Annotated in this window: 14 protein-coding genes and 1 pseudogene; 5 read left to right on the forward strand and 10 right to left on the reverse strand. The window is 72.1% G+C overall.

Going from position 1 to position 15,745, the window contains the following annotated elements:
- The first annotated feature begins 141 nt into the window (after positions 1 to 141).
- Positions 142 to 1,353 carry an enoyl-[acyl-carrier-protein] reductase FabV gene (gene fabV, locus ACIRVF_RS27535; protein ID WP_402823200.1) on the forward strand — a complete coding sequence of 404 codons (1,212 nt, stop codon included), beginning with the start codon at positions 142 to 144 and terminating at the stop codon, positions 1,351 to 1,353.
- A 292-nt stretch (positions 1,354 to 1,645) separates the two neighbouring features.
- Here fabV and ACIRVF_RS27540 read toward each other — a convergent pair whose 3' ends face one another.
- From ACIRVF_RS27540 to ACIRVF_RS27550, 3 genes are all read right to left on the reverse strand, one after another.
- Positions 1,646 to 3,076, reverse strand: coding sequence for an erythromycin esterase family protein (locus tag ACIRVF_RS27540; protein WP_402823203.1), 1,431 nt, complete (start codon positions 3,074 to 3,076; stop codon positions 1,646 to 1,648).
- A gap of 312 nt (positions 3,077 to 3,388) precedes the next feature.
- Complete coding sequence (locus ACIRVF_RS27545; protein WP_402823206.1) at positions 3,389 to 5,062, reverse strand: amidohydrolase; 1,674 nt, start codon at positions 5,060 to 5,062, stop codon at positions 3,389 to 3,391.
- A gap of 121 nt (positions 5,063 to 5,183) precedes the next feature.
- Entirely contained in the window at positions 5,184 to 5,816 is a 633-nt protein-coding gene (locus ACIRVF_RS27550) for a TetR/AcrR family transcriptional regulator (protein ID WP_402823209.1), read from the reverse strand.
- A gap of 71 nt (positions 5,817 to 5,887) precedes the next feature.
- Between ACIRVF_RS27550 and ACIRVF_RS27555 the strand changes: the two genes are divergently transcribed.
- Positions 5,888 to 7,381, forward strand: a complete 1,494-nt coding sequence (locus tag ACIRVF_RS27555; protein ID WP_402823212.1) for a purine-cytosine permease family protein — start codon at positions 5,888 to 5,890, stop codon at positions 7,379 to 7,381.
- Positions 7,382 to 7,413: 32 nt separating this feature from the next.
- On the opposite strand, the pseudogene ACIRVF_RS27560 reads toward ACIRVF_RS27555, so the two are convergent.
- A pseudogene (locus tag ACIRVF_RS27560) lies at positions 7,414 to 8,394 on the reverse strand (ISL3 family transposase); the annotation flags it as partial.
- 369 nt (positions 8,395 to 8,763) lie between these two features.
- On the reverse strand, positions 8,764 to 8,886 hold the full coding sequence (locus ACIRVF_RS27565; protein WP_402823214.1) for a hypothetical protein: 123 nt from the start codon (positions 8,884 to 8,886) through the stop codon (positions 8,764 to 8,766).
- A 177-nt stretch (positions 8,887 to 9,063) separates the two neighbouring features.
- Here ACIRVF_RS27565 and ACIRVF_RS27570 point away from each other — a divergent pair, with 177 nt between their 5' ends.
- Entirely contained in the window at positions 9,064 to 9,360 is a 297-nt protein-coding gene (locus ACIRVF_RS27570; protein ID WP_402823217.1) for a hypothetical protein, read from the forward strand.
- 281 nt (positions 9,361 to 9,641) lie between these two features.
- Here ACIRVF_RS27570 and ACIRVF_RS27575 read toward each other — a convergent pair whose 3' ends face one another.
- Together ACIRVF_RS27575 and ACIRVF_RS27580 are read right to left on the reverse strand one after the other, a co-directional pair.
- Positions 9,642 to 9,923, reverse strand: a complete 282-nt coding sequence (locus ACIRVF_RS27575) for a transposase (RefSeq protein WP_402823220.1) — start codon at positions 9,921 to 9,923, stop codon at positions 9,642 to 9,644.
- 385 nt (positions 9,924 to 10,308) lie between these two features.
- Entirely contained in the window at positions 10,309 to 10,800 is a 492-nt protein-coding gene (locus ACIRVF_RS27580) for a DUF402 domain-containing protein (RefSeq protein WP_402823223.1), read from the reverse strand.
- A gap of 377 nt (positions 10,801 to 11,177) precedes the next feature.
- On the opposite strand from ACIRVF_RS27580, the gene ACIRVF_RS27585 reads away from it, so the two are divergent.
- Positions 11,178 to 11,504, forward strand: coding sequence for a hypothetical protein (locus tag ACIRVF_RS27585; protein WP_402823226.1), 327 nt, complete (start codon positions 11,178 to 11,180; stop codon positions 11,502 to 11,504).
- A gap of 85 nt (positions 11,505 to 11,589) precedes the next feature.
- Here ACIRVF_RS27585 and ACIRVF_RS27590 read toward each other — a convergent pair whose 3' ends face one another.
- Together ACIRVF_RS27590 and ACIRVF_RS27595 are read right to left on the reverse strand one after the other, a co-directional pair.
- The gene (locus tag ACIRVF_RS27590; RefSeq protein WP_402823229.1) at positions 11,590 to 12,930 is read right to left on the reverse strand and encodes an MFS transporter; all 1,341 of its coding nucleotides are present in this window, start codon (positions 12,928 to 12,930) and stop codon (positions 11,590 to 11,592) included.
- Positions 12,931 to 12,956: 26 nt separating this feature from the next.
- Positions 12,957 to 13,556 (reverse strand): ArsR/SmtB family transcription factor, encoded by a 600-nt coding sequence (locus tag ACIRVF_RS27595; protein ID WP_402823232.1) that lies wholly within the window; start codon positions 13,554 to 13,556, stop codon positions 12,957 to 12,959.
- 204 nt (positions 13,557 to 13,760) lie between these two features.
- Here ACIRVF_RS27595 and ACIRVF_RS27600 point away from each other — a divergent pair, with 204 nt between their 5' ends.
- Positions 13,761 to 14,438 (forward strand): DUF6461 domain-containing protein, encoded by a 678-nt coding sequence (locus ACIRVF_RS27600; RefSeq protein ID WP_402823235.1) that lies wholly within the window; start codon positions 13,761 to 13,763, stop codon positions 14,436 to 14,438.
- 274 nt (positions 14,439 to 14,712) lie between these two features.
- Here the strand turns inward: ACIRVF_RS27600 and ACIRVF_RS27605 are convergent, their stop codons facing one another.
- Positions 14,713 to 15,513, reverse strand: coding sequence for an NUDIX domain-containing protein (locus ACIRVF_RS27605; RefSeq protein WP_402823237.1), 801 nt, complete (start codon positions 15,511 to 15,513; stop codon positions 14,713 to 14,715).
- Positions 15,514 to 15,745 lie beyond the last annotated feature (232 nt).

A 15,745-nucleotide genomic window follows, 5' to 3' on the forward strand; every position in this document is an offset into this window, starting at 1 on the left:
AAGTGGCGGAAGGCGCCAAGATCGGCCCTTGATCGTTGTTCCTGGCGGGGGCCACGGGCCGGGGCCGTCCTGGCACAGACTTTCAGGCGTCGCGGCCCGGTCGGTGGCCGCGGCCTCGGCCCGGATCCAAGGACTGCCATCGTGAGCGAGCGCGTTCTCACCCCCCGTCACCGCGGTTTCCTCTTCCTCGACTCCCACCCGGCGGGCTGCGAGCGGCTGGTCGCGGACATGTGGCAGGCGTGCCCCGGACCCGCCGAACTCCCGGAGGGGAACGGGCCGGTGGCGCTGATCATCGGCTCCTCGGCCGGGTACGGGCTGGCGGCCACCGTGGCCGGCCTCAAGCGGGCCGGCATCCGCGGCATCGCGGTCTGCTACGAGAAGGCGCCTTCCGGGCGGCGCACCGCCACGGCCGGCTGGTACCGCAGCGCTGCCACCGCCGAGCTCGCCCGCACCGCCGGTCGTGACCTGGTCCTCCTCAACGGCGACGCGTTCTCGGACGCGATGAAGGAGCAGGTCGCCGAGCTCATCGAGCAGCGGTTCGGCGGCCGACTGGACCACCTGGTCTACTCGGTGGCCGCGCCCCGGCGCACCGACCCGGACACCGGCACCACGTACGCCTCCGTCCTCAAGCCGATCGGCCGGGCGAACCGCACCAGGACGCTGGTCTTCGACGACCAGGGCGTTCCCGAGGTGCGGGAGGTGGAGACCGGGCCGGCCGAGGGCGACGACGTCGAGCAGACCGTGGCCGTGATGGGTGGCACGGACTGGGAGCGCTGGATCGACCACCTGGCGGGTCGGGGTCTGCTCGGCGAGGGCTTCGCCACGGCCGCGCTGTCGTACATCGGATCGCCGCTGACCGCGGCGATCTACCGGCAGGGCACCATCGGCGCGGCCAAGGTCCACCTGGAGGCCACCGCCCGGACGCTGGACGAGCGGCTCGGCAGGGCGGTGGGCGGGCGGGCCGTGACCTCCGTCAACGGCGCGGCCGTCACCCAGTCCTCCACCGCCGTCCCCGGGATCGCCCTGTACACCGGCCTGCTGCGCGGCGTCCTGGGCGAGGACATGGTCCCGCCGGTGCGTCAGCTCGCCTCCCTGTGGGACCAGCTCACCGGTGCCGCCCCGTTGGTGCTGGACGACGAGGGCCGGATCCGGCTGGACACCTGGGAACTCGCCGACCACGTCCAGGCGGCCGTCGCCGAGTGCTGGGAGGCGGCCACGACCGACACCGTGGCCGGTCTCGCCGACCTCGACTGGTTCCGCGCCGAGGTCCGGCGGCTGTACGGGTTCTCGGTGCCGGGGGTCGACTACACCGCCGCGGTGGAGACCGACGTGCCCTGGCCCGGTGCTCGTTGACCGCGGTCGGTGGGAGGGGTGGCTGGGCTTCGCTTCGAACTGCGGTGCGCCGGGGGGCACCTGGGCTCGGCGTGCGGCGGCGCCGCGGTGCGGCGGTGCGGTGCGGCGGTGCGGCGGTGCGGCGGTGCGGTGCGGCGGTGCGGTGCGGCGGTGCGGCGGAGGTCGGGCGGCGGGCGAGGCGCCGGATGGGCGCCGGCCCGCGGTGGCGCGCTCGGGGCTGAAGGCGGGGGTGAGGGGAGCCGGGCGTGAAGGGGGACGGGTGGTTCTCGGCGGTGGACCGGGAGGGTGCCCGTCAGAGCTTCTCGGCCGCGCGGACCCGGTGGAGGTGGATGAGCACGTCGTAGGCGGTGCCCAGGGCGAGGGTGGGCAGCGGGTCGCGGCTGAAGGTGGTCCCGGCGTCGTACGTCGGGTGGGCGGTGTCCAGCCAGCTGCGGGCCGCGGGCGGGGCCTGGCGCAGGTCGAGGTAGTAGTCCCGGGGGCGGACCCGGTCCAGGAGGTACTCGTTCATGCCGAGGGTGGCCGGGGGCACGGTGGTGCTCCGCCAGTTGTCGGCGAACGGGTCGGTCTCGGTGAGGAAGGAGCCGCCGCCGAAGGTGAAGCCGATCGAGACGTAGCCGGCGGCGCCGAGCGCGTCGCGCAGGTGGGCGCCCTGCGTGGTGGGGTACGGCGCCGGGTCGCCGGACCGGTAGCCGACGTGGCCGTTGTGCGCCGAGACCAGGACCTTGCCGCCGAGACGGCGCTGCCACCACAGGGTGTTCTCGGCCATCGCCCGGTCGCGGAGCAGCTGCGCGGCGGTGACGGAGGGGGCGTCGTCGGTCCGCAGGGTGGCGAAGGCGAAGGTCCGGGCGATGTTCCGCGCGTGCTGGACGGCCCACTCGTACTCCGCGTCGCCGTCGTTCCCGGCGGCGGCCACCAGGTCCAGCGCCTGCTGGGCCAGGTCCGCGTTGCGCTGCCGCTCGGCCACCGGGACCCGGGCCAGGTAGCCGATGGCGTCGTCGAACGGCCGCAGTCCGGCGTACAGTTGCTCGACGCTCGACAGCGAGGCGGGCGCGGCCTCCCGCACGTAGTCGGTGACCTCGGCGAAGGGCTGCTCACCGATCCCGGGGACGCCGAGGCCGGTTCCCACGAAGTGGACCGGGCGCTGCGGGTGGCTGCGGTTGTGGGCGCGCATCCAGTCGATGAGGTCGGCGAACTCCCTTCGATGCCACGGCGATCCGGCCAGGGTGCGGCGGACCAGCCGACGGGCGTCGCCGTCGCCCACGCCCTGGACGTATGCGTCGATCAGCAGGCCGGCCGACCAACTGGCCTCCAGGGCGAAGGTGGTGAAGCCCTTCTCCTCGACCAGGTAGCGGAACACCCGGTGCTTCATGGCGAAGAACTCGTGCGACCCGTGGGTGGCCTCGCCGAGGCCGACCACCCGGGCGTCGCCGATCATGGCGCCGAGTGCCCGCAGGCCGCCGGTCGGGGCGTCGGGCTCGGTGGACCGCAGGGGGAGGGCGATCCGGTCCAGTTCCTCGGTCACGGTGAAGGTTGGTGGGACCGTCCGGGGGCTGCTTGTGGCCTGCGGGCCGGTGGCGGCGCTTCCGGTGGCGGTGGTTGCGGTGGTGGTGGCGGCCGTTGCCGTGGTGCCCGGGGGCAGTAGGGCGGCGGTCGCGGCGGTCGCGTTGCCGGCGGTGGCGAGCAGCAGGGTCCGTCGCCGGGTGGATTCCTGGGTCACGGTCATGATGGGCGCTCCTCGGCTCGTCGGTTCAACTCGTCCGGCTGAGTGGGCCGGTGAGAGAATCCTCTGCCGAGGAGGGGGTCGGGCGCGCTGGGGCGGGCCGCCAGGTTTCCCGGGGGGCTACCCCACTCGCCCCGGGCCCCTGGGGGCACCGGGACGGTTCCCCTGGGGACACCTGGACGGCTGGGCGGAATGCTGGTAGCGGGCGCGTTGTCCGGGTGTTCCGGGTGCTACGGGGCTACGGGGGTTGGGGCCAGGGGTTGGGGGCTACGGAGTCACGGGGCTACGGGGGTTGGGGGCTTCGGGCGGCTCGGGTCAGGAGAGCCGGTCGGCGCGGTGGGTGGGGCGGCCGTCCAGGACGGTGAGCAGGACCGGGACCCCGGCGAGTTCGGTGGCGGGGGTGGACAGCGGGTCGGTCGCGAGGACGGTCAGGTCGGCCCGGTGGCCGACGGCGATCCGGCCCGTGACGTGCTCCTCGCCCGCCGCGAAGGCCGCGTTGACGGTCATCGCGCGCAGTGCCTCCAGGGCGGTGAGTGCCTGGCCGGGGTTGTGCGGGGGCTGGGCGAGGTCGCGGGTGGGGCGGCGGTGGCGGGCACCCGCCATGACGCCCAGCGGCGGGTAGGGGGCGATCGGCCAGTCGGAACCGAGGACGACGGTGGCGCCGGCGTCCCAGAGGTCGCGGCAGCGCCAGGCGCGGTCGGCGCGCTCCTCGCCCAGGCGGCGGGACCAGTTGTCGGTGTGGTCGGCGCGGGTGAAGTCGCAGCAGTGGGTGGGTTGCATGGAGGCGATCACGCCGAGCTCGGCGAAGCGGCGCACCACGTCGTCCGGGACGGTCTCGATGTGCTCGATCCGGTGGCGGACGGGGGGTGTCGTCCCGTTGACGGTGGTCCCGTCCGCGGTGGTCCCGTTCGCTGTGGTTCCGTCCGCGGTGGCCCTGGCGACGGAGTCCAGGGCGTGGCGGACGGCCGCGTCGCCGATCGCGTGGGTGGCGGTGGGAACTCCGGCCCGGTGCAGGTCCCCGATCACCTGGGTGTAGTGCGCCGGGTCGGGCCAGAAGGCGTGGGTGGACTCGCCGTGGCAGTCCGGGCGTTCCAGCCAGGCGGTGCCGTTGTCGATCGTGCCGTCCATGAACAGCTTGACGCCGTCCACCCGCCACAACTCCCCACGCCAGCGCTGGAGTTCGACCAGCTCGCGCAGCCCGTCCCGGTCCACGCCGGGCTGGCACCAGGGGGCGACGCGCAGCCGCAGCGGCAGTTCGCCGGCCTGGTCGAGCGCGGCGTAGAGGTCGAGGCTGTCGCCGCCCGCGTCCATCGCGTGGCCGCCGGTGAGGCCGCTCGCGGCCATCGCGCGCAGGGCGGCGGCCAGGCGTTCGCGGCGCTCCGTGCGGGTGGGCTGCGGGGCGACGCGTTCCACCAGTTCGCAGGCGGCGTCCTCCAGCAGCAGGCCGGTCGGGCGGCCCCCGGCGTCGCAGACCACCTCGGCGGCCTGGGTGAAGGTGCGCGGTCCGTCGACGCCGGCCAGTTCCAGGGCGCGCGGGCTGGCGAGCATGGAGTGGGCGTCGAACATCTGGAGCAGCGCCGGGACGCCGTCCAGCACGGGGGCGAGGGCGGCGGCCTCGACCGGGCGGTCGCCGAAGACGTTCGGGTCCAGGCCCCAGGCGTGCAGCCAGGCGCCCGGGGCGAGGGCCGTGACCTCGGCGGCGAGGGCGGCGCGGACGGAGGGCAGGTCGGTGCAGCCGGAGAGGTCCAGACCGTGGGTGAGTTCGGCGCCGGTGACCGGGTGCAGATGGCCGTCGACCAGGCCCGGGGTGACCACGGCGCCCTTGAGGTCGATCACCGTCGTCGCGGCGTCGGCGAGTTCGTGGATCGTCCGGTCGTCGCCGAGGGCGGCGATCCGGCCGTCGACCACGGCGAGCGCGGTCTGCGGGAGGAAGCCGCCGGAGGCGGGGTCGAGCAGACGGGCGGAGAGGAGGACGAGGGGGGTGCGCACTTCGGCTCCAGCGGTGGTGCGGGGGTGGGGGAGGTGGTGGGGGCGGGGGGACGGGCGAGCGGGTGGGGGAGAGGCCGGGAAGGGGCCGGGGACGGGCCGGCGAAGGGGCCGGGGAGGCGGGTCAGGAGATCGGGGCGAGGGTGCCGTCCGGCAGGCCGAGTTCGCGTTCGGCGGTGGCGGCGGCGAGCCGGGTGACGGACGCCGGGTGGTTGCCCAGGCCGGTGTTGGCGTGGGAGGCGAGGCCGTCGATCACCACCAGGATGCGGACGGCCGTCAGCTGGGCGTCCTCGGTGCGGAACTCGCCCTGCTCGACGCCCGCCCCGACGACGGCGGTGAGGCGGCCCCGCCACAGCGACTCCTGGCCGAGGACGCGCTCGCGCAGGACGGGGCGGTAGCGGCTGAGGTGGCGGGCGTTGAGCCAGAGCCGGCTCATGTCGTCGTAGGCCGGGCCGGTGGCGCGGGCGAAGAAGCGGGCGAGGTGGTTCAGCGGGGACCCGTCCGGCGGGTCGGCGGGCAGCAGGGTCTCCAGTTCGGCGGTGGCGGCGCTGCCGAAGGCCTCGGCGACCAGGTCCTCCACGGCCGGGAAGTAGTGGCTGATCAGGCCCGGTCTGACGTCCAGCTGCTCGGCGATCCGGCGCAGGGTGATGCACTCCAGGCCCTCGGTGAGGGCGACGGTGGCCGCGGCCTCGACGATCTCCGCCCGGCGGTCGTCGGGGGACTTCCGGATCCGTTTGCGCTGAACGCTTGACGTCATGTGCCGGATGCTATTGAGTGTGCGACCAATAAGCAAGCAGGTGGGCACGACACCCCCACGGAGGGCCCCCAATGGCGTCCACACTCCCGGACCATCCCCAGTCCGACTCCCCCGCCGGATCACCGGCCCAGCAGGCCCCGTTGTCCGCGCTTTCCATGCCCTCCCCGCCTTCCGCGTCACAGCCGGAGCGGAGCGGGCGGGTCGAGGTCCACGGCATCGACCACATCCCCGAGACCGAACGCCGCGGCCGCGCCCGGGAACTCTTCTCGGTCTGGGCGGCGGCCAACGTCAACTACCTCAACCTGGTGGTCGGCGGCGCCCTCGTCCTGACCGGCCTCAGCCTCTGGCAGGCGTTCGCGGTGGTCGTGGTCGGCAACCTGTTCTGGCTGAGCACCGGGCTGCTCGCCGTGTCCGGACCGGCGGCCGGAGCCCCCAGCGAGGTGATCACCCGCACGATGTACGGCATCCGGGGCAACCGGGCGAACAACGCCGTCACCGGGTGGATGATCTCCGTCTGCTACTTCGCGCTGAACCTCGCGGCGGCGGCCGTGGCGGCCTTCTCCCTCGTCGAACAGGTCGGGGTCACCCCGAACACTCCGATCAAGATCGCCATCGTGATCGCGATCGTGGTGGTCACCCTCACCATCAGCGTCTACGGGCACGCCGTGATCGTGCGGCTCTACCTGCCGATCACCCTGGCCCTCGCCGCCGCCTTCGCCGTCGTCGGCTACGAGATCCTCCGGCACGCCGACTACGGCTGGAGCCAGCCCCAACCGCTCACCGGCGGCGGACTGTGGGCGGCCGTCCTGGCCGGCGTCACCCTGATCGCCTCCGGCCCGCTCTCGTACACCACCAGCGCCGACTTCTCCCGCTACCTGCCGGTCACCACCTCCCCGCGCGCCGTCCTCGGCTGGACCGCCCTCGGCGGGTTCCTGCCCAGCGTCGTGGTCGGCGGGCTCGGAGTGCTCGGGGCCAGTGCCGTCGACATGACCGATCCGCAGGCCGCGCTCCAGAAGATCCTGCCCGGCTGGTTCAACCCGGTCTTCCTGCTCTCCCTGGTCGTCGGCACCATCGCCGTCAACGCCCTCACCGCCTACAGCGCCGGCCTCGCCCTCCAGGCCGTCGGCATCCGCATCCGCCGTACGCTCAGCGTGCTCGTGGACGGGGCGGTCGCGGTCGCGCTGACGCTCTACGCCCTGCTGGTCTCCAACTTCCTCGACACCGTCAGCAACGTGCTCCAGCTGACCGTCGTCCTCCTCGGCCCCAGCACCGCCATCTACGCCACCGACATCCTGCTGCGCCGCAACCACTACGACGGCCGGGCCCTCACCGACGAAACCCCGGACAGCCCCTTCTGGTACCGCGCCGGCATCAACCCGGCCGGCACCCTCGCCCTGGCCGCAGGCGTGGCCACCTCCGCGCTCTGCGTCGACACCCTCTACACCGGCCCCGTAGCCGCTCTGACGGGCGTCGACCTGGCCCTGCCAGTGGGCACCGTGGTCTCCGCCGCTGTCTACGCCCCACTGATGCGGCGCGCGACGGCGGCGGCCCGCGACAGCGCCTGACAGTGAGGATTAGCCATGGCACCGCCCGAGGGTCTGACTCTTCGCCTGACTGGCGCTTCGGCTGCGAGCGTGGGCTTGTAGCGGGGTGCGCGGCGGTCGCCGGTGGGCTCCTTCATGCGGGAGTACCGCTTGACGGTGTTCAGTGCGACATCGAGGCGGCGGGCGCATTCGAGCAGGCCGACGCCCTGGTCGAGCAGGTCGTGCACTCGCTTCCAGCGCTCGCGGGTGGTCTGCTCGCGCACGCCCCCGGGCCGGACGGGGTTCACGGCGGCGGCCCAGCAGGCGGCGTGGGAGCGGACCTCGGCCAGGACCCTGTCGCACAGGTTGGACCAGAGGTGCCACCTGTCGCTGACCTGCACCGCTTCGGGCAGGGCCTGGCGGATGGCCTCGCCGTAGCAGCCGGAGCCGTCCCGACAGACGTACTCGACCCGGGGTGCTCGCGCAGCCACGCCGCCAAGACCGGGGTGGTGCGGCCGGGAAGGACGTCGATCCGCTCGCCGGTCTCGACGTCGATGATCACGGTCGCGTAGCGGTGCCGGCGCTTGAGGGCGAAGTCGTCGATGCCGACCACGCGCGGCACCCGCAGCGGCGGCAGTACCTGGCGCATGAGCAGGCGCAGGGCTCGAACGGGAGATCGCGCAGGTCAGGGCGCGGGAGAGGCGGGCGCCCGCCCGGCCCGCTAACTCCTTGACCACCGCACCGAGCTGGTCGGCCAGGCGTCGGGTGCGGCGCTGATAGCGCTCCACCACGCCGGGAACCTGCTCGCGGAACGTCTGCCTCGGGCAGCCGAGCACCTGGCATACCAGACGTCGGACCCGCACCGAGACGACGACCCGTCTCCCGTCCACGGGGACATCCGCGACCACCCGGCCATGGAAGCCGTGCACTCGCCCCGTCGTCCGCCCGCACACCGGGCACGGCACCGGATCGTCCCGCGTCCGCGCCGACACCCGGATCACCTCGCCCTCGTCCGTCACCTCCTCGATGACAAGCGCCGACAGTCCAGAAAACACCACGCTCACAAGCTCGTTGACATCACGCACACCATGCCAACGACCGCCGTTACACTTCGTCACCACCGATTACGGGACAGAGCCGATTACGGGACAGAGCCGTTGGCCTGGACACACCCGCCGCTGGTAGTCCGGCGCCAGCGAGGCGAGAGGGAGCCCTTCCCTCCAAGCGGGAACCACCAATCCGGGCACTGCCCCTGTGACCCGGTGAGCCGTTCACTGGCCGCCCCGGCCAGCGGGCGCCTCCTTCGTTGCACTGGCCGTTCACATCGCAGAGTCGCACGGTGGCTGACCCATGCTCAGGGAGCCCGGAGCCCTCACGGGTGTGCGCCCCGGGAGCGAGCCCGCGCACACCTCACCCGTGATCGCCTACACCACACAGCGGGACACCATCCGGGCGAGCACGAACCGCTTCCTCACGGCTTCCGCCTCCTGCAGCTGGGCCTGCAGGTCCTCCACCCGCTGCCGGGCAGCACGCTCACGCTCCTCCAAAAGCCCCATCATCGACGGCTTCCGACACCTCCACCGAAGATGCGACACGACACCCCGCCTGTGCCAGCGAGGCGCCGGCACTATGCCGATCAGCGGAAGCACACCCATCACTATCGGAGGGACAACGGCTTCTGAAAAATTCAGTAACCGCAGGCTCTTGCTGGTCGTTCGCCAGATATGACTTTGCTCCGCAGTGCTCTGGTCCTTGGTGCAGCTATTTCCAGCTCTGGCCTTCTGACGGCGGCTCCGGCGCAGGCCGGCGGTATCGGTGTCATCGCCAGTCCCGCGTTCGACAACACCTGCGTCACCGCTTCCCACCTGGTAAACGCCGTCGGATCCACAGCCGACACCGCCGGCCTGGCAACCAACCTCACCCAGATCCCCCTCGACGTCCCCTATCAACATTGCGGCGGGGCTGACGACCCGCTGAAGATCATCGAGGTCGAGGGCACCATCCTCCACCCCGTCCCGTAGGCGTGTAGTCGCGCGTATGGCTGCCGGCGGCTCCTGAACAGCAGCCATCCAGACGAGAATCCGAACGCCGCAGAAGCTGCTCACCAGAGGTAAAACGACAAGCTCACACCTGGACCATCGCCCACGCAACCACATAACCAAGGAGGGACTCTCCTCAACCGGGACAGCCCCTCCACCAGCAAGATCTTCAACAGACTTCTAGCCGGCGATGGTCAGTGTCGCAGAGCCCTGAATGGAGGTGACTACTGAAATTGAATGGGTGGTGTCGGGTCTGATCGTGGTCAGCCGTCCATGATCAGACCGGCCTGAGCGAGGCAGCCGTCGATCAGGTGCGGGCGGTACTGGATCTTCTTGAGACGTCGCTTGACGGTCTTGGCCAGGTGGTCGATGTTGGCGACGGCGAGGTTGCCGATGCCTCGCTTGACCAGCGACCATATGCCTTCCTGCGGATTGAGATCCGGTGCGTACGACGGAAGTTGGAAGACGGTAAGCCAGTCCTCATTGGCGGCGATGAACTCCTTCATCGGCGGCATCAAGTGGGCGGAGAGGTTGTCCCAGACCATGCGGGTAGCTGGCGTGAAGGGGCTTGGTTCTGGGGGGCGTTGTCCTGTGCGTAGGACGTCGGCGGGCTCGACTTCCTACGTGCGGTGCGTCCGGCCGGTGGGTGTGACGGGGTTGCCGGTCGGGTGGGCCCGTGGTGTTGTCCGGTGGGGTGTGGTGTCGGGGTGCTCGGTGGGGTCGGGGGTGGCTGGTGTGAAGGGGCTTAATGGTCGGCTCCGGAAGTCCTTCGGGGGTTGCCTTCGGATCCGGTGTTGTGTTGCTCGGTCAGTTGTTGGACCTGGTGAGGTGGAGTCCGCAAGCGCATCCGAGGGCGTCTTCGGGGTGCCGGTGAGTGAGCCGGTGGGCAGGACGGCGCTCTCGTAGGTGTCGCTGCTGGCGGACCAGCCGTCAGGCCTGGTCGAGCCACCGCCAGCCGGCGGCTACGACGGGCTCCGTCGCGTCGGCCAGCATGGTCTGCAGGGACGCTGCCGCAGCTCGGGCCGCGCCGACCACGTCCACGGGCATCAGGCACTCGACCACGGCCTGCTCGAACTCGTCCTCGTCGACCAGCAAGACCGTGCCGTCCGCCAGTCGTGCCAGGTCCAGTTCGAGGTCGACATAGCTCCAGCCCGATTCGCCGAGGACGGGCGGCGTGCAGACGTCCACGCTGATCCATTGCTCTTTGCGCCACCACCATGCGGCCCACCAGCCGGAGTTGGGAAGCAGTTGCACGCCATCGCTGGGAACCGTCAGTGACTCGCCATTGGCCTTGTGGTGGACCTCACCCTCTGCGCAGAACAGCCAGGTTCCGAACTCGTCGGCGCCCAGGACCCGTGCGTCCCACTCCGCCACCGGCCGGGGCTCGGCCGAACCCCGCAGCGGCCACTTGCCCTTGCGCACCCGTATCCGTGCGTCCGTTTCGGTGTCCGTGCTCGTCAACGCAGAAAGCCCGTCTCGTCTGTACAGCCGTCGGTGACATCCGCCAGGCTACAGGCGCTGTCGAGGGTGCTTCTGGGGTGCCCGTGGCAGCAGGGAGTCCTCGTATCGGCCGCTGCCGGCGCTCACCCGCTACATGGGCGAAGGTGCTGTGATGGCGGACGTACGGCCGGGTTAGCTGTGGCCAGGCGGTGCGGGTGTGCTCGCCGAGGCGCCCCTCCGGCGAGAGCCGGGTGTGTTCCGAAGGCGCGGGCATGGCGCCCGTCCCGCCCGACAGGACAGGTTCGGGATGGCAGGCTACGTCCCGTCGTGATCCACTTCTTCCGATCGGTGTGCCCGCCTTGCCCGTTGCCACCGCCCGCCCGGTGGTCCTGCGCGCCGCCGAGCGTGAGCGATTGAAGCAGATGGCCTACGGCCACAAGACCGGGTACCGGCTGCGAATGCGCGCGCAGGTGGTGCTGCATGCCGTACGGGGTCGCTCCAATGCGCACATCGGCCGGGAGACCGGCCCGCATGTGGACACGGTCCGGTGCCGGCGCGGCCGGTTCGCGGACCGGGTCCTGGTCGGCCTGAGTGACCGTGAGCGCTCCGGTCGGCCGCCGGCGCTCACCCCGCACCAGGTCGAGATCAAGGCGCTGGACTCGGTGGGGCGGGGGTGGCTGGTGTGAAGGGGCGTGGTTGTGGGGGTGGTTGTGCTGTGCGTGGAAGTCGGCGGGCTCGACTTCCTGTGCGCGGTGCGTCCCGTGGTGGGTGTCATCGGCTTGCCGATCGGTTGGCGGAAGCGGCGCTGGTGGGGCCTGTCGTGGCGGTTGCGGATGCCGTGCTGATGTGGCGAGCGGTGTCGGGGCTATGGGGTGGCGGGGTGGGGGTGAGGGAGCGGATGCGGGGGATGGGGGAGGGGAGGAGCCAGAGAAGGGAGAGGGTTCCTCCCAGGGCGGCTGTGAGCAGGGTGGGTCTGAGGCCCAGGAGGGTGGCGAGCAGGCCGCCGGTGAGGGCGCCGAGGGGGCGGATGCCGTAGTTCACCGTGCTGTAGGCGCCGGCAACGCGGCTTCGCATGCCGTCCGGTATGACGGCGGCTTGCAGGGAGTTGAGGTTGATGTCGAACAGCATCACGCCGATTCCGGAGAGGAACTCGGTGAGCCCCACGGCACCCGCGCGGGCCCAGGTGGGGCCGCTCGCGGCCGCGGCGATGGCGATGGGAGCCGGGAACAGGACGGCGCCCGCCGCGATGCTGCGTCCCACGCCGATGCGTCGGGAGATCCCCGGGGCGATCACCGCGCCTGCGAGGGCTCCGATGGATCCCAGGCCGAAGGCCAGCCCGATGGTGCCGGCCGACAGGCCGAGCTCCCGCTCGGCGAACAGGACGGTCAGGCCGGAGCCGGACATGAAGGTGAAGAAGTTGAGGGTCGTCGCGCAGCCGAGGCTCGCCCGCAGCACCGGATGACGGATGACGAAGACCAGCCCCTCCCTGGCTCGCCGGAGTAGGGAGGGCTCCGTCGTCCCATCGGCGGGGACAGCTGGTTCGTCGACCCGGCTCGGCCCGAGCAGGGCGGCGGAGGCCAGGAAGGACAGGGCATCGGCGATCACGGCGACCGGTGCGGTCAGAGCCTGGACGAGGGCGCCGCCCAGGGCGGGGCCGGCGACGAAGGAGACGGAACGGCTGGCGCTGAGCTTGCTGTTGGCGTCGACGTAGGAGGAGCGCGGTACGAGGTGGGCGAAGAAAGGTGGGTAGGCAGTGTTGAAGAGCACCGCCGCGGCGCCGGTCAGCAGCGCGACCGCGTAAAGGTGGAGGAGCGTCACCGTGCCCCACAGACAGGCCGCGGGCAGGGTGAGCAGGACGCACGCGCGGACCAGATCGGCCGTGACCATCAGTCGGCGCTTGTGGGGCCGGTGCTCCACCCAGGCCCCGAGCACGATGGCGAGGAGGCTCGGCATCCCCGCGAGCGCGGTCAGCCACGCGACCTGGCCGGCCGAGGCGTCCAACGCCACCACGGCGATCAGGGGTAGCGCCAGTTCCGAGATCCGGTCGCCGACCTGGGAGACCGACTGCCCGGCCCAGAAGCGGACGAAGGGGCCGTTCCGCCAGAGCGACACCGGAGCGGCTGTGTCCCGTAAGGAGTTCACGCCGCTCCACCCGCCCGCTCCTCGCCGGCCTCCGGGAGGACGTAACGCAGCAGCCGGACGCCACGGCTTCCGCTCGGCCGCTGCGCCGGGTCGCGCGTCACGTAGGGCGCGAGGATGCCTTCGATCGCGTCCTCGATGGCCGCGAGTTCCTCCGGGGACACCACCACGCGGGTGTTCGCCAGCCCGGCGGGCCGGCGCCACACCGGATCGAGTTCGGGCTCGGTCTCGGTCACCCATCGGTGCGGCAGGTCGGCGGAGCGGGCGAACATCTCCCGGGACAGCATCCGGGCGGCGGACTGGCCCGCTTCGTCCTCCGGCGTCCCGAAGCGGAAGCCCCGTGCCACGGCTTCCCACCGTCGCTCCCGGCGGTCCGTCGCGGCCTCTGCATCGCGGACCAGCCCGAAGCCCGCCAGGTGTCGCAAGTGCCAGCTGGTCACGGACGGGGTGGCTCCGACATCCGGTGACAGCTGGGTAGCCGTCGCCGGCCCGTGCCGTTGCAGCCGTTCGAGGATGGCCAGCCGCACCGGGTGCGCCAGCGCTCGCATGGCCTTCGGGTCGGTGATCTCGATATCGCCCAGGCGATTCCCGTGCTCCATGCTATGAGAGTGTTCTCTCATAATGTGTGAGAGTCAACTCTCAGACTTTGTGCCGACGTTGGCGGGGAGAGGGAGGAGCGGCGCGCGAGGTGGTGGCGGGGGAGGGCGACCGGTCGGCTTCCGCGATGTGTGTCGGCGATCTCGGTTAGGGTGCGGACCGGCTGCGCCTGGCCATCGCAGGGCCGGCGCGAGGGGAGGGGCGTCATGATCGGCGTCATCGGTGACAGTTCGCGCGAGGCCGAGGATCAGGACGGTGAGGGCATCCAGTGGCTGGCGGACGCGGGTGGGGAAGTGGGCGGCGTGGTGTTCGCGCGCGGGATCCCGCCCGAGGAACTCGCCCGCCGGATGGGCGCCGACCCTGATGCCGCCACCGGCCCGATCAGCGGAACGGAGATCTGGGGCCTGGACATCGAGGTCTACCGCCCGGGTGACGACGGCGACGGTGTGATCCGGGTCGGCGTGGCGGACGCGTGGTCCTTCGCGATCGAGTACGGGGACTCGACCGGCGGCGAACTGCTCACCGAGATAGCGCGCGGCGGTGTGGAGGTCGTCCACTTCCGGCCGATGCCGGAGCAGCCTCCGGCCCTCCTTGACTACGCCCGGGACGGCGCCGTGCTGTGCGGCTTCGGTCTGGGGGAGGAGCGCTGGCGTTGGGGGCAGGAGCCCGACCTGCTCGTGCCGGAACTGGTCGCCGCGAACGTCCTGGAGGCCGACGGCGTCACCCGCTGCGCCGCCGGGGACGTGCTGCCCCCGGGCGTCCGTCGGCGGACCCTCGGTGCGGTCGGGCAGCGCTTCGGGCTGCGGCTGCCCCGGGCGGTGCTGGGCGAGCTGCGGTTGCCGGCCTACGTGGTGCGCGGCCGGCCCGGGCTGGAACTGCGCTGAGGGCAGCAGGGACGAGATCGAAGGCGAGGGCAGGGTCAGGAGCTGGAGCTGGAGCTGGAGCGGGTTCGAGGGCGAGCCGAGGACGGCAGTCATGGCGGGGCTCCTTCCCGGGGCCCACCGGCAGGGCCCCGATGACCGCCATCCTCGTATGCTGCCCACCGCCCTCACATGTGCCGATCGGGAGGTTCCGGCCCCCGAATTCCCCCGACAGAGGGTGCCGATCGGCCGGGGCGCTGCGGCGGGTCCGGCGCGAGGGAAGAGCCGGGGCCGGCGGCTACTCCTCCCGGTCCAGTCGCGACGGCCGCCAGCGCGCCAGGTGTTCGGCGAGGACCGCGCCCGGGTCGGCCGTGGTCTCGCGCAGCGCGACCATGGCGGCGGTGATCACGTCACACAGCTCGCCCTGTAGGTCCGCCATGGTGTGGCTGACGCCCTTGCGGGGATTGGCGCCGAGCACGCCGAGCAGGGCCTCGGCGACCTCCCCGGCCTCCTCCTGGATCTTCACCACCTGGAGGTGCAGCAGCGACAGCCCGAGCCCCGCCCGATGGGCCGAGAGGTGGCGGTGGATGTCGTCGACCACGGCCCAGTCCGGGGTCCGGCCGGCGGTCAGCCGGGCCTCCAGCTGGCGCAGGTAGCCCTTGAGTTCGGGCGGCATCTTCATCCGCTGCGCCTCGGCGAACGGGACGAGCCGCAGTTCCTGGCCCTCGCCGAGGACCAGCTCGGCCGGGTCGACGTCGACCTGGGCGTGGAAGGCACGCTGCCGGGGGCCGAGCCGGTCGGTCCCGGCCGGCACCGGGTGGAAGGGGCGCAGGTCGGGTACGTGGAGCCCGGTCTCCTCGCGCAGCTCGCGGACGGCGGTCTGGTACGGCGTCTCGCCCGGCTCGCGGTGTCCGCCGGGGACGACCCAGTGGGCGGGCCACCGGATGTCCGGCCGGTCGTCGCGCAGTTGCAGCAGCACCTCCTGTCGGCCGGTGGTGATGAAGACGTCCACGCTGACGAAGTCGGCGTCGGTGTCGTTAGTGCTGTCGGTAGTGCTGTCGGTGTCCGTGCCGGTGTCCGGTCCGGTGTCGGTGCTCAACGTGCCGCCCTCCGTGTACTCCGTACTCCGTGTTCACATCCGCTTCGGAGCCGCCCCCGCGCGCGCCCGCGCCCGGCGGCCGGCGGTAAGGCTGCCACCCGGTGAGCCGGTTGAACCCTCACCCGGTCGGCCGGTGGCAGTCCGATCGGCGCGATCCGCCCGTCCGGGGATTCCGACGGGCATCGCCGCCCCGTGGCCCCTAGGGTCTGTGGTGCGCCGACGGTGCCGAGCG

Origin of the sequence: Kitasatospora sp. NPDC101157 (assembly GCF_044768255.1) — a bacterium.
GTDB lineage: Bacteria > Actinomycetota > Actinomycetes > Streptomycetales > Streptomycetaceae > Kitasatospora.

Excerpts from the sequence above, each read along its gene's own strand:
- ACIRVF_RS27540 (WP_402823203.1), bottom strand. The coding sequence starts at position 3,076 with ATGACCGTGACCCAGGAATCCACCCGGCGACGGACCCTGCTGCTCGCC.
- ACIRVF_RS27550 (WP_402823209.1), bottom strand. The coding sequence starts at position 5,816 with ATGACGTCAAGCGTTCAGCGCAAACGGATCCGGAAGTCCCCCGACGAC.
- ACIRVF_RS27555 (WP_402823212.1), top strand. The coding sequence starts at position 5,888 with ATGGCGTCCACACTCCCGGACCATCCCCAGTCCGACTCCCCCGCCGGA.
- ACIRVF_RS27570 (WP_402823217.1), top strand. The coding sequence starts at position 9,064 with ATGACTTTGCTCCGCAGTGCTCTGGTCCTTGGTGCAGCTATTTCCAGC.
- ACIRVF_RS27575 (WP_402823220.1), bottom strand. The coding sequence starts at position 9,923 with ATGGTCTGGGACAACCTCTCCGCCCACTTGATGCCGCCGATGAAGGAG.
- ACIRVF_RS27595 (WP_402823232.1), bottom strand. The coding sequence starts at position 13,556 with ATGGAGCACGGGAATCGCCTGGGCGATATCGAGATCACCGACCCGAAG.
- ACIRVF_RS27600 (WP_402823235.1), top strand. The coding sequence starts at position 13,761 with ATGATCGGCGTCATCGGTGACAGTTCGCGCGAGGCCGAGGATCAGGAC.